The 11,988-nt window shown below is 69.9% G+C and carries 11 protein-coding genes; 6 read left to right on the forward strand and 5 right to left on the reverse strand.

Annotated elements, in window-relative coordinates; translation table 11 throughout:
* Positions 1 to 170 precede the first annotated feature (170 nt).
* Positions 171 to 374 carry a cold-shock protein gene (locus BG418_RS26615; RefSeq protein ID WP_003967102.1) on the forward strand — a complete coding sequence of 68 codons (204 nt, stop codon included), beginning with the start codon at positions 171 to 173 and terminating at the stop codon, positions 372 to 374.
* 99 nt (positions 375 to 473) lie between these two features.
* Here BG418_RS26615 and BG418_RS26620 read toward each other — a convergent pair whose 3' ends face one another.
* A complete protein-coding gene (locus tag BG418_RS26620) occupies positions 474 to 2,252 on the reverse strand; it encodes a long-chain fatty acid--CoA ligase (protein ID WP_188276478.1) in 1,779 nt (592 codons plus the stop codon).
* Between the two features lie 95 nt (positions 2,253 to 2,347).
* Between BG418_RS26620 and BG418_RS26625 the strand changes: the two genes are divergently transcribed.
* The 3 genes from BG418_RS26625 (at position 2,348) to BG418_RS26635 (ending at position 5,820) form a co-directional block, all read left to right on the forward strand.
* Entirely contained in the window at positions 2,348 to 3,358 is a 1,011-nt protein-coding gene (locus tag BG418_RS26625; protein ID WP_188276479.1) for an AraC family transcriptional regulator, read from the forward strand.
* Between the two features lie 133 nt (positions 3,359 to 3,491).
* Complete coding sequence (locus BG418_RS26630; protein WP_188276480.1) at positions 3,492 to 4,643, forward strand: lipase family protein; 1,152 nt, start codon at positions 3,492 to 3,494, stop codon at positions 4,641 to 4,643.
* A gap of 244 nt (positions 4,644 to 4,887) precedes the next feature.
* The gene (locus BG418_RS26635; protein WP_188276481.1) at positions 4,888 to 5,820 is read left to right on the forward strand and encodes an alpha/beta hydrolase; all 933 of its coding nucleotides are present in this window, start codon (positions 4,888 to 4,890) and stop codon (positions 5,818 to 5,820) included.
* A 57-nt stretch (positions 5,821 to 5,877) separates the two neighbouring features.
* Here the strand turns inward: BG418_RS26635 and BG418_RS26640 are convergent, their stop codons facing one another.
* The 3 genes from BG418_RS26640 to BG418_RS26650 form a co-directional block, all read right to left on the reverse strand.
* Positions 5,878 to 6,297 (reverse strand): RICIN domain-containing protein, encoded by a 420-nt coding sequence (locus tag BG418_RS26640; protein WP_188276482.1) that lies wholly within the window; start codon positions 6,295 to 6,297, stop codon positions 5,878 to 5,880.
* A gap of 1,070 nt (positions 6,298 to 7,367) precedes the next feature.
* Positions 7,368 to 8,690, reverse strand: a complete 1,323-nt coding sequence (locus BG418_RS26645; protein WP_188276483.1) for a UDP-glucose/GDP-mannose dehydrogenase family protein — start codon at positions 8,688 to 8,690, stop codon at positions 7,368 to 7,370.
* A gap of 1,081 nt (positions 8,691 to 9,771) precedes the next feature.
* Positions 9,772 to 10,245, reverse strand: coding sequence for an ATP-binding protein (locus tag BG418_RS26650; RefSeq protein ID WP_188276484.1), 474 nt, complete (start codon positions 10,243 to 10,245; stop codon positions 9,772 to 9,774).
* A gap of 119 nt (positions 10,246 to 10,364) precedes the next feature.
* Here BG418_RS26650 and BG418_RS26655 point away from each other — a divergent pair, with 119 nt between their 5' ends.
* Together BG418_RS26655 and BG418_RS26660 are read left to right on the forward strand one after the other, a co-directional pair.
* Positions 10,365 to 11,222, forward strand: a complete 858-nt coding sequence (locus tag BG418_RS26655) for a helix-turn-helix transcriptional regulator (protein ID WP_188276485.1) — start codon at positions 10,365 to 10,367, stop codon at positions 11,220 to 11,222.
* On the forward strand, positions 11,219 to 11,446 hold the full coding sequence (locus BG418_RS26660; protein ID WP_188276486.1) for a DUF397 domain-containing protein: 228 nt from the start codon (positions 11,219 to 11,221) through the stop codon (positions 11,444 to 11,446). The genes BG418_RS26655 and BG418_RS26660 overlap by 4 nt, the downstream gene beginning before the upstream one ends.
* Positions 11,447 to 11,499: 53 nt before the next feature.
* Here BG418_RS26660 and BG418_RS26665 read toward each other — a convergent pair whose 3' ends face one another.
* Positions 11,500 to 11,943 (reverse strand): RICIN domain-containing protein, encoded by a 444-nt coding sequence (locus BG418_RS26665; RefSeq protein ID WP_188276487.1) that lies wholly within the window; start codon positions 11,941 to 11,943, stop codon positions 11,500 to 11,502.
* Positions 11,944 to 11,988: the final 45 nt, after the last annotated feature.

Here is an 11,988-nt window from a genome sequence, read left to right on the forward strand (position 1 = left end):
TCTTTCCCTCTACCGCACCCCCGATCCTGCGTGCTACGCTCAGCGCAAGTTGCAGTTTGGTTTCCCTTGCAGTACAGAGCCTGCGGAGCATGTAACCCGCAGGCTTTTGTAGTTTTCAGACTTGTTTGCAGGTTCTGGAGCAGGGCAACCCTTTGGCCCAAGGAGGGCTTATGGCTACCGGAACCGTCAAGTGGTTCAACGCTGAAAAGGGCTTCGGCTTCATCGCCCAGGACGGCGGCGGCCCGGATGTCTTCGTCCACTACTCCGCGATCAACGCGTCTGGCTTCCGCTCCCTTGAGGAGAACCAGGTCGTGAACTTCGACGTCACGCAGGGTCCGAAGGGCCCGCAGGCGGAGAACGTCACCCCGGCCTAGTTGCCCGGGTCGGCGATCGCTGACTAGCAGTACCCAAGGAGCCCTTTCCCGTACGGCGACGTACGGGAAAGGGCTCCTGCCTTTGTGCGGCGCTTTTTATCAGTACAGCCGTTCTATTTCTTCCGCGTACCGCTCCGCCACTGCCCGGCGGCGGACCTTGAGCGTCGGGGTCAGCACCCCGCTCGCGATGGTGAAGTCCTCGTCCAGGACCGCGAAGGCGCGTATACGGGCGGGGCGCGAGACGCGGGCGTTGGCCTCGTCGACGGCCTCCTGGACCAGGGCCCGTACGGCGGCCGCGTCCTTCCCCGCGGCTTCCTCCGGATCGACCGTGATCAGCGCGACCGGGTACGGGCGGTGGTCGCCGATCATCACCGCGTGCGAGACGAAACGCGAGCGCTCGATGGCGAGCTCCACCTCGGACGGGGTGAGGTTCTTCCCGGCGGACGTGATGATCAGGTCCTTCTTGCGGCCGGTGATGCTGAGGAAACCGTCGGGGTCGAGGGCGCCCAGATCCCCGGTGTGCAGCCACCCGTCCGCGTCCAGCGCCTCGGCGGTGCCGGCCGGGTTGGCGTGATAGCCGGGGAAGACGTTCGCCCCGCGCGCCAGCACCTCGCCGTCCTCGGCGATCCTGACCTCGCACCCGTCGACCGGCCGCCCGACCGTCCCGTACCGCACGGCGCCCGGGTGGTTGAGCGTGATCACCCCGCCCGACTCGGTCATCCCGTACCCCTCGAACACCGCGATGCCGCTGGCCCGCAGGAAGTCGAGGGTGGCCGGGGCGATGGGGGCGCCGCCGGTGAGCGCCCAGCGCAGACGGCCCCCGAACGCGGCCCGCACCAGCGCGAACAGCTCCTTGTCGGCGGCGGCGTGGGCCTCGTGCAGGTCGGGGGGCAGCCGGCCGTCGGCGGCGAGTACGCCGAGCCGTACGGCCTCCTCGAACCGCGCCCTTCCGTTCTCCTGGGTCTCCGCGAGTCCCAGAACGGTCTGGTGCACCTTCTCGAACAGCCTTGGTACGGAGGGGAGATGAGTGGGCTGTGCCTCGGCCAGCTCCTTCACCACGTCCTCGACTCGGCCGCCGAAGTAGCAGAGTTCGCCGCCGTAGAGGAGCGTGGAGAACTGGATGAGCTGGGCCAGGAGGTGGGCGAGGGGGAGGTAGAGGTACGTTCTGTCGCCCGGGCCGCCTTCGGTGAGGGGCAGTGTGGCGTCCTGGACCGCGCCGATGTTGGCGTGGGTGAGGCGGCAGCCTTTGGGTGGGCCTGTGGTGCCGGATGTGTAGACCAGGGTTGCGGTGTCCTCTGGGCGGACGGCTTTCTGGCGGGCCAGCAGGTCGTCAAGCGGTGTGCTCGCCCCTTCCCCCAGTAGCGCCCACGGGGGTGTTGCTTTCGTCTGCGGGCCGGTGGGGGCTGGTCGCGCAGTTCCCCGCGCCCCTGTAGGGCGGCCGGTAGCGCACAGCACACGCAACTCCCGCAGGTCGGGGAGGCGAGGGCGTAAGGAGGTCACGCGGGCCGCCTGCGTCGCGTCCTCGCACAGAACAACGCTCGCCCCCGAATCCTTCAGCACCCACTCCACCTCCTCCTCCCCCGCAGTCGGGTAGATCGGGACGACCACCGCGCCCGTCGCCAGGCAGGCGAGGTGGGTGTGGGTCCACTCGGGGCGGGTCTCCGCGAGGATCGCTACTCGATCGCCCGGGCTCAGCCCCAGGCCCAGCAGGGCGCAGGCCGTGCGGCGGACGGTGTCGCGGAGGTCGGTGTACGAGGTGGAGGTCCAGGCGCCGTCCGCCGTGCGGAACCGCTGGGCCGGGTGGGACGCGTACCGTTCGCCCACCCACTCCGCGAACAGGGCCAGCGTCCTGGGGCGTCGTGCGCTCGGGTCCGTCATATACCCGACGGTAACGACGGGGTTCGGCCGCGTGGGATGACGGGAAACGTCACCCCCACTGACCGCACCGCTCAATCCCGCTACGGTCGTCGACCATGGGCAAGGGGACGATCACCGTGCACCATGTACGCGCCGTGCTGCGCGGCGCCGAGCGGCGCGGCGTCGACACCGTGCCGCTGCTGCAAGCGGCAGGCATCCCGCCCTCGCTCCTAGGCGACGACCGGGCGCGGGTGACGCCCGCTCAGTTCGCGTTGCTGTTCAGGGCGTTGTACCGGGCGACGGGGGACGAGTTCCTCGGGCTCGGCACGGCCCCGAGCCGCCCCGGCACGTTCGCCATGATGTGTTACGCGTCGCTGGCCTGCCGCGATCTGGGGGCGGCGATGAAGCGCGGGATCACGTTCTACGGCCTGTTCCCGGGCGGCCCGGTCCTGTCGCTGACCGTCACCGACACCGAGGAGGCGGTCTTCTCCGTACGAGGTGACCTCGGCGGGCGGGACACGGACCACTTCCTCACCGAGTGCCTGCTGATCATCTCGCATCGGCTGTGCAGCTGGCTGGTGGGCCGCCGCATCCCGCTGCTGCGGGCGTCGTTCGGCTATCCGCCGCCCCCGCACAAGGACGAGTACCCGTCACTGTTCGGCTGCCCGGTCCGCTTCGGGGACGCGCGTACGGAGGCGGTGTTCGACGTCCGCTGGCTGACCGCACCGCTCGTACGGGACGAGGCCGCGCTGGAGCAGATGCTGCGGCGTGCACCCTTCGAACTGCTGAGCCGCCGTGCGTACGGGACGACGGTGGCCGAGCAGGTCCACCGCGATCTCGCCCGGGTCCTCCAGGACTCCCCGCGGCTGCCGTCCCTCGACGCCACGGCGGCCCGGCTCGCCCTGTCCCCGGCCACGTTGCGGCGCCGCCTCCAGCAGGAGGGGACGTCGTTTCAGCAGCTCAAGGACGCGGTACGGCGGGACGCGGCGATCGCGGGCCTGGCGGAGGGGCGCGAGCCGATCGCCGATCTGGCGGCACGGCTGGGCTTCTCCGAGGACACGTCGTTCCACCGGGCGTTCCGCCGCTGGACGGGGACGACGCCGGGGGCGTACCGGCTGGGCCGGTGAAGGCGGGCCGGTGGGGCCGAGGCTGTCCGGCCCGGTCAGTGAAGGTGAGCGGTACGGTCAGCGCCGTACCTACTGACGGGTCACTACTGTCTCCCCAACTACCCCCACCCCACAGCACGTTGGGAGAGCCGCAATGCCCATCCGAACCAGAGTCGCCGGCGCGGTCGCCGCCGGTCTCCTCCTCTCGGCAGCCACCCCCACGGCGTTCGCAGCCGCCGACACCTCCACGAGCCCCGGGGACGTGGTCACGTCCGCCCCCACCGAGTTCCACCCCCTGCCCGGCCAATGGACCAACACCAAGGCCTGGCACGTGACATACCGCTCGACGACGGCCAAGGGCGGCCCGAACGTCGTGTCCGGCACGGTGATCGTCCCCAACGACGGCCGTACGGGACCGCGCCCGCTCGTGACGTACGCGGTCGGCACGGTCGGCATGGGCGACTCGTGCGCGCCGAGCGCGGGATTCCCGTACGGGACGACCATCGAGGCCACCCTCATCAACCAGATCGTGCAGCGCGGCTGGGCGGTCGCGGTGACCGACTACGAGGGCCTGGGCACGCCCGGGGACCACACGTACACGGTCGGCCGGGCCGAGGGCACGGCCATGCTCGACGCGGCCCGCGCCGCCCAGCGCCTCGGCATCCCCGGCGTGGACGTCAACTCCCCCGTCGGGATCATGGGTTACTCCCAGGGCGGCCAGGCCAGCAGCTGGGCGGCCGAACTCCACGACTCGTACGCCCCCGAGCTCAAGGTCAAGGGCACGGCGACCGGCGGCGTCCCGGCCGACCTCCTGAAGGTCGCCCACGCCAACGACGGCGGCCTCGGCTCGGGCCTGATCTTCATGGCGGCGGCGGGCCAGAACGCGGCGTTCCCGGAGCTGAACCTGGACTCGTACCTGAATACGGCGGGGAAGTCGCTGGTCGACTACTTCCGGACGAACTGCGTGGCGATCGATTCGGTCGTGGGCTCCTTCAAACACATCACCGACCTGACGGTGAAGAACCCCTTGGAGCAACCGGACTGGCAGGCCCGCCTCAACGAGTCCCGCCTGGGCACCCACGCCCCCGACGCCCCGGTGTACCTGTACCACGGCACCCTGGACGAGCTCATCCCGTACGCGGTGGGCCAGGGCCTGCGGTCGGACTGGTGCGCGCGAGGAGCGAACGTCTCCTGGCACGCGCTGCCGCTGCTGGGCCACATCGGCGGGGTGACGGTGGGCGCGCTGCCGGCGGCGGACTGGCTGGCGGACCAGTTCGCGGGGCGTGGGACAGGGGGCAACTGCTAGGCCCCGGGCGCTTAGGGGCGCGGGGAACTGCGCGAGCAACCAAGCACGGTCCGCACCTTCCAGGGGGTTAAGGGGCGCGGGGAACGGCGCGAGCACCACGCACGGTCCGCACCTTCAAGAGGGTTAAGGGGCGCGGGGAACGGCGCGAGCAGCCACAGACGGCCCGCACCCAAACGACCGCATCCAGCGAACCAACGGCGCGGCCCCGATGCGCAAGGACCGCAAAGGGGTCCATCCTGAAGCCATGCCGATGGACCCGGAAATCGCGGCCCTGCTAAAGCAGTACGGCGTAGACGGCCCCGCGCCCGACGCCCCACCCCCCGTCGCCGACATGCGCGCAGGCAACCGCATGCTGTCGCTGGCCGTCGCCCCGGACCCACCGATCGAGGTGGCCGAGGTGACGGACGGCAGAATCGCAGGCGTACCCGTACGTACGTACCGTCCCGAAACGGCGGGCCCGGCCCCCACGGTCGTGTTCTTCCACGGCGGCGGCTTCATCGTCGGCGACCTCGACACCCACGACGGGGTCTGCCGCAGACTGTGCCGGGACCTGGGCGCGGTCGTGGTGAGCGTGGGCTACCGCCTGGCCCCCGAGTTCCCGTTCCCGGCGGGCTTCGACGACTGTGTGGCGGTGACGAGCCATGTCGCGGAGGCGATCGAGGAGTACGGGGGCGGGGTGCTCGGGGTGGCGGGCGACAGCGCCGGGGGCAGTATGGCCGCCGGGGTGGCCCTGGCGTTCCGCGACGAGGGCCGCGAACTGGCGGCGCAACTCCTGGCGTACCCCTCCACGGACCTGAGCCCCGACCGCACCCACGCGTCCCTGACGGAGAACGCCACGGGCTACCTCCTGACCACGTCAGAGGTGGAGAACAACATCCGCCTCTACCTTGGCGAGATGCCGGCCGCGGCCGCGTACCCCCCGGCGTCCCCACTCCTCGCCACCAACCACGCGCGCCTGGCCCCGGCGGTGATCGGCTGTGGCGACTGCGACCCGCTACGGGACGAGGGCCTGGCGTACGCGGACGCGCTGGCGGCGGCGGGCGTGACAGTACGTAAACACCGCTACCCGGGCCTGATCCACGGCTTCCTGAGCTTCGACACGAGGTCGAAGGCGGCGGATGCGGCGGTGACGGAGATGTTCAGAGAGTTCGGCGAACTGCTGAACCGGGCGGGCTGAAACGAGAAGGCCCGCCGCTCCGAAGACAAGAAGCGGCGGGCTGACCCAACTCCCGCATCAGATCCCGAAGTTGGTCCCGACGAACTTCTGGTCGGAGTTGTTGTTGCAGTCCCAGACGATCGCGGTGTTGCCGTTCCACGTCCCGCCGTTGTTGAGGCCCAGGCAGAGCTCCTGGTGGTACGTCGAGTGGAGGCGGACCATGCCGCCACCGACCGGCTCGACGTTCCACTGCTGGTCGGGGTTGCCGTTGCAGTCCCAGGCGGAGGCGCCCGCACCCCGGCGGACGTCGCCGCCCCAGACGCCGAGGCACTGGTTGTTGTCGTTGACGAGGTGAACGGTGTCCGGCAGCCCGTTGTTGAGGTTGAACGACACGACGTCGGCCGACCAGCGCTGGTCCGGGTTGCCGTTGCACTCCCACACGATCACCGACGAGGAGTCCTCACCGGGCAGGTAGTCCTGCCCGAGGCAGGGACCCATGGTGCTGCCGACCTGGGACCACCCCCGCACACGCGGGGACCACTGCCGCTCGTTCGAACAATTGCGCGATTTTGAGGGACCACCCCCGCACACGCGGGGACCACTTCTGCTCGGTCCACCGCTGAAGGGTGTTCATGGGACCACCCCCGCACACGCGGGGACCACCCGCTGGGGGTACCGGTCGTGGCGTACTCCATGGGACCACCCCCGCACCCGCGGGGACCACTAGACGTGGTACGCGGAGGCGCCGGCCACCGCGGACCACCCCCGCACCCGCGGGGACCACAGGCAAAGCCGATACCCACCCAAAAGCCGTTAGGGACCACCCCCGCACGCGCGGGGACCACTGCGCGCTGCGCTTCACCAATGGCCAACTCTTGGGACCACCCCCGCACGCGCGGGGACCACAAGGCCATCGGCAAGGTGGGCTCGAAGCTCGGGGGACCACCCCCGCACGCGCGGGGACCACTCACGCCCGATCTCGGAGAACGAGTTGGCCGAGGGACCACCCCCGCACGCGCGGGGATCACTACCGCCGCTGCTCCTGGACCCACGGGCCGACGGGACCACCCCCGCACGCGCGGGGATCACAACACCTTGGACTGGCGCATCAGGTCCCGGAGGGGACCACCCCCGCACGCGCGGGGATCACGGGTCAATGATCGTCCCGTCCCGCATGATCCTGGGACCACCCCCGCACGCGCGGGGATCACGCGGTCTAGGGCGTTGATGTTCGCTTCCGTGCGGGACCACCCCCGCACGCGCGGGGATCACCCGGCCACGGACTCCGCCCGTCCGCCGGGCTGTGGACCACCCCCGCACGCGCGGGGATCACCCGTACTCACACGCGAAAAGCCCCGGCGGACAGGGACCACCCCCGCACGCGCGGGGATCACAGCGCCCGACCTGGGGCTTCAGCTCATCCCGCCCCCGTTTTTACTCACTTCCACGGATTCCGGCATACACCCCATCCCCCTCACATCCCCCAAGAGGTCAACCCCGCAGCCCTGCCCGGGTGTCGGCCACAGGCTAGTGTGCCCAGGCCTTCCTCCGGGGCCGGTTCGCGGGGCTCAGGTCAGGGCCGGGCGGCCCAGCTGGCGCACCCTCCATCCCGCCACCCGCCACGCGTCCGCGCACAGGACGTTCCGCAGGTCCACCACAACCGGGGCTGCGACGACACGACCCAGAGCCTTGGGGTCGGCCGCCCGGAACTCAGGCCATTCCGTGGCGACCACGATCAGCTCGGCACCGCGCGCGGACTCGTCCAGGCCCTCGGTGTAGTCGAGTTCGGGGTGCCGCGCGAGGGCCGTGCGGACGGCGTGCGGGTCGTGAACGGTGACCTGCGCGCCGCGCCGGTGCAGCAGCGCCGCGACGGCCAGCGCCGGGGATTCCCGTACGTCGTCGGTCCCGGCCTTGAACGACGCGCCCCACACGGCGATCCGTACGCCCTCGACCGCCCGCCCGAGCATGTCCTCGATCAGGGCGACGGCGGCCGCCGGGCGGGACTCGTTGACCTGTTCGGCGGCCCGCAACAACGCGGCGGCTTCGACCGCGCCCAGCGCCCGCGCGGACGCGGTGAACGCCCGTACGTCCTTGGGCAGACAGCCCCCGCCGTACCCCGGCCCGGCGTGCAGCCCGCCCCGGCCGATACGCGGGTCGAGCCCGATGGCCTCGGTGAGCTCGACCACGTCCGCGCCCGCGGCTTCGCACATGTCGGCGACGCCGTTGATGAACGACACCTTCATGCCGAGGTACGCGTTGGCCGCGCCCTTGATCAGCTCGGCCGTGGCCGGGTCGGTCACGAACAGCGGGATACGTTCGCGCAACATCGGTGCGTAGACCTCCCGTACGACGTCCTCGGCGTGCGCGCTCGGCACTCCAACGACGATGCGGTCGGGCCGCAACGTGTCCTCGACGGCATGGCCCTCCCGCAGGAACTCGGGATTCCACACCACCTCCACGCCGTCGCCGACGGGGGCGAGGCGGGCCAGGAGCGCGGCGAGGTCGCGGGTGGTTCCGACGGTGACCGTCGACTTCCCCATGATCACGCAGGGGCGAGTGAGGTACGGGGCCAACGCGCGGGCGACGCCGAAGATCTGACCGGTGTCGTACGAGCGACCGTCCGCGTCGATCGGGGTCCCGACGGCCAGAAAGTGAACGTCGGCGAAGTCGGCGGCCTCGGCCAGGTTGGTGGTGAACCGGAGGCGACCGCTGCGGGTGTGCGCGGCGAGCAGTTCGGGCAGGCCCGCTTCGTAGATCGGCCACTCACCCGCGTTCAGCCGGTCGACCTTGACCTGATCGATGTCGACCCCGATCACGTCGTGCCCGATCTCGGCCATACCGGCGGCGTGCGGGATACCCAGGTGGCCGAGGCCGATGACAGAGACGCGCATGAGCGTCCTACCTTCCATCGCTCTCACCCGGGGCGACCCGGGCCGGTCCAAGCGCGCCACGCTAGCGTCCAACGACCGGGCCGTAGCGAATTGCGCAGGTAAATCAAGTGCTGCTCTTCGCAGGGATGTTGACGAGTTTGGGTAGTCAAGTGCGGGAGCGCTCACCTCCATGGCTTTCGCTCTCTCCCCGCGTGCGCGGGGACCGCAGCAGGCCGGGCAGCCCGTTCAGCTGGACCCAGGGACCATCCCCGCACACGCGGGGACCACGTCTGGTGGATCAGCTCGCGGGTCCGGTCCGGGGGACCACCCCCGCATGCGCGGGGACCACATGGCCGAGGGACTGACCCACGTGCCCTACGAGGGACCACCCCCACGTGCGCGAGGACTAGACAGGCCGTGCCCCACGCAGCGCGGCAGTGTCGGGGCCACCCTGCTACGCGGGGACCACTCACAGCCAGGCCACGCCTCAACGTCACCGGGCGGACCATCCCCGCGTGCGCGGGGACCACAGGCTCTGGACGGCCTCACACAAGGCACGGTCGGGACCACCCCCGCGTGCGCGGGGACCACGTAACCGGTGCGTCCGCCCCGTACACCACCACGGGACCACCCCCGCACGCGCGGGGACCACTACGACCCCCACGAGCCCGGCGACCCGGTCAAGGGACCACCCCCGCACGCGCGGGGACCACTCGTCGTCGATCTCGTTCAGGCCCCGGGACAGGGGACCACCCCCGCACGCGCGGGGACCACGCCCACATCAAGGCCCGACAGGCCGTTGAGGCGGGACCACCCCCGCACGCGCGGGGACCACATCACGGGCGGGCACGGCGGGCAGGAGAACAGGGGACCACCCCCGCACGCGCGGGGACCACAGTGCTCGACCTGGGGCTTCAGCCCGCCCCTACCCCGTTTTTGCTCACGTTCATGGCTTCCGGCATACGCCCCATCCCGCACGTGAGCCACAGGCTAGCGGGCCACGACCTCCCCCGGCCTGCGTCGCCGCAATCCGCACCTCGCGACGTCGTCACGTTCGACCTCAACAGCCTTTAACAGGCCGCCACTTCACCCCCTCCCCACCTCACCCCACCTCCGCCCAAACCACCTTCCCCACCGCCCGCTCCTCCACGCCCCACGCCAACGCCAGCGCCGCAACCAGCACCAACCCCCGCCCCCTCTCCGCAACCGCGCCCCCGCCCACCACGCCCGGGACCGCGACCGCACCCCCACCCACCGCACCCGCACCCGCACCCGCCCCCGGATCCGCCACGCACGGCACCCGCTCGCCCCGGGTGTCCGTGACCTCGATGCGGAGTACCGTGCCGAGTACGAGCCGGAGTTCGAAATCGCGGCCCGGTACGTGGCCGTGCAGCACCGCGTTCGCCGCCAGCTCCGCGACGATGAGTGCGGCTGTGTCGGAGCGTTCGCTGCCGTGCGGAACGCCCCACGCGTCCAACTGCCCGAGAGCCACCTTCCGGGCACTGCTCGCACCCCGGCGCGTACTGCTGAAACGCCGTACGAACTCGGTTGCACGGGTGGTGATTTGAGGATTCATGTCACCGAGCGTGACGAGATGTGCGTACGCTGAACAGGGGCGTCGGCGCGCCACCGTTTTCCTGTACGGGTACGGCCTCCGCTCTGTACGAGTCATCGGCCGTGACCACGGAGGCACCCATGGACCGGGAAGAACGACCCGAGTCGGCGATCGAGGAAGACGGTACGTCGGAGCTCTTCATCGCCGTCGGCGAGCAGCTGAAAGTGCTCCGCATCCGCGCCGGGTTGACTCAGCGCGAGTTCGGCAAACTCGTCGGCTACACCGAAGGCCAGATCTCCGCCCTGGAGCGAGGCGTACGCATCCCCCAGCCCGACTTCCTCGACCGCGCCGACCAAATCCTGAACGCCGGTGGGGTGTTGATCGCCGCCAAGCGCGCGATCGAGAAGGCCCAGGCGAAGGCCCGCGTGCGACACCCTGGTTGGTTCCGCGATTACGTAAACGTGGAGGCCCAGGCCGTCTCACTTCACGACTACAGCACCCAGGCGGTGCCCGGACTGCTCCAGACCGAGGACTATGCCCGAGCCGTGTTCACACAGCGTCGACCGCTACTGGACGAAGGAACCGTCGAGAAGCGAGTGACGGACCGCCTGTCCCGGCAGCAGATCTTCGATCGCTGGCCCGCTCCGACCTTCAGCTTCGTACTGGAACAGTCCATGCTGTCCCGGCCAGTTGGCGGGCGGACTGTCCAAATGAACCAGCTTCAGCGGCTGCTGCACTTGGGTAGCCTTCGAACAGTTGAACTTCAGGTGATGCCGACCGATCGCGAAGACCACGCCGGGCTCGGCGGGCCGTTCATCGTGCTGACGCCCAAGGGGAGGCAGCAGGTTGCGTACACGGAGATCTACGGGCACCCCCGGCTGATCACCGACCAGGACGAAGTCCGCGTCTTCGCAGACCGCTATGGGATCATCCGGGCGCAGGCTCTCACCCCACGGGAGTCTCTGTCCCTGATCGAGAAGATGCTGGGAGACTCATGAACTGGTTCAAGAGTAGCTATAGCGACGGCGAGGGCGGCGCGTGCGTCGAAGTCGCCTACTACTGGCGCAAGTCGAGCTACAGCACCGGCGAAGGTGGTGACTGCGTTGAGGTCGCCACCCACCCCTCCGCCATCCGCATCCGCGACTCAAAGAACACCCCCGGCCCCGAAATCACCATCGCCCCCACCGCCTGGGTCACATTCATCACGTACGCCACTCGCTAAAACAAAAAAGCGGCTACGCCGATTGATAATCGGCGTAGCCGCTATCCCATCCGTCACACGTTCTCGAAGCGCCATTTCTGGTTCTCGCGGCCTTCCCAGGGCTCAATGGTGAGCTGGGTCTTCTCCGTCTCCTGGCGCAGGGTCACCACGCCGTCCATGTACGGGAAGTGGATGCGGTACTGGCCGCCGCCGACCGGCTCGATCGACCACTGCTGGGGGTACGGCTGCGTCGCGACCAGCGGCGGGAAGATCTTGATCAGGCTCAGCGCGAAGAAGAGCTCGCCGAACTCGCCGCCGTGCAGCTTGCTCTTGAGGTGGTACTGGTTGCCCGGGAGGAATTCGATCTCCCACTGCTGGTTGTCACCCTTGTGGTACGGGTACCCGATGATGGGCGTGTTGGGCTCGGTACGGGCGTCACGTACGTCGACCACACGGTCGTCGTACGCCGCGTTCTTGATCACGTACAGACCCGGGGACAGAATGAAGGTCTCGGCCATGAATCCTCCTTGGCTACCAGGGACGGATGGCGATCGAGCGACCCT

Origin of the sequence: Streptomyces sp. CBMA152, assembly GCF_014596475.1 — a bacterium.
GTDB lineage: Bacteria > Actinomycetota > Actinomycetes > Streptomycetales > Streptomycetaceae > Streptomyces.

Excerpts from the sequence above, each read along its gene's own strand:
- BG418_RS26650 (WP_188276484.1), bottom strand. The coding sequence starts at position 10,245 with ATGAATCCTCAAATCACCACCCGTGCAACCGAGTTCGTACGGCGTTTC.
- BG418_RS26660 (WP_188276486.1), top strand. The coding sequence starts at position 11,219 with ATGAACTGGTTCAAGAGTAGCTATAGCGACGGCGAGGGCGGCGCGTGC.
- BG418_RS26645 (WP_188276483.1), bottom strand. The coding sequence starts at position 8,690 with ATGCGCGTCTCTGTCATCGGCCTCGGCCACCTGGGTATCCCGCACGCC.
- BG418_RS26640 (WP_188276482.1), bottom strand. The coding sequence starts at position 6,297 with ATGGGTCCCTGCCTCGGGCAGGACTACCTGCCCGGTGAGGACTCCTCG.
- BG418_RS26615 (WP_003967102.1), top strand. The coding sequence starts at position 171 with ATGGCTACCGGAACCGTCAAGTGGTTCAACGCTGAAAAGGGCTTCGGC.
- BG418_RS26630 (WP_188276480.1), top strand. The coding sequence starts at position 3,492 with ATGCCCATCCGAACCAGAGTCGCCGGCGCGGTCGCCGCCGGTCTCCTC.
- BG418_RS26620 (WP_188276478.1), bottom strand. The coding sequence starts at position 2,252 with ATGACGGACCCGAGCGCACGACGCCCCAGGACGCTGGCCCTGTTCGCG.
- BG418_RS26635 (WP_188276481.1), top strand. The coding sequence starts at position 4,888 with ATGCCGATGGACCCGGAAATCGCGGCCCTGCTAAAGCAGTACGGCGTA.
- BG418_RS26655 (WP_188276485.1), top strand. The coding sequence starts at position 10,365 with ATGGACCGGGAAGAACGACCCGAGTCGGCGATCGAGGAAGACGGTACG.
- BG418_RS26625 (WP_188276479.1), top strand. The coding sequence starts at position 2,348 with ATGGGCAAGGGGACGATCACCGTGCACCATGTACGCGCCGTGCTGCGC.
- BG418_RS26665 (WP_188276487.1), bottom strand. The coding sequence starts at position 11,943 with ATGGCCGAGACCTTCATTCTGTCCCCGGGTCTGTACGTGATCAAGAAC.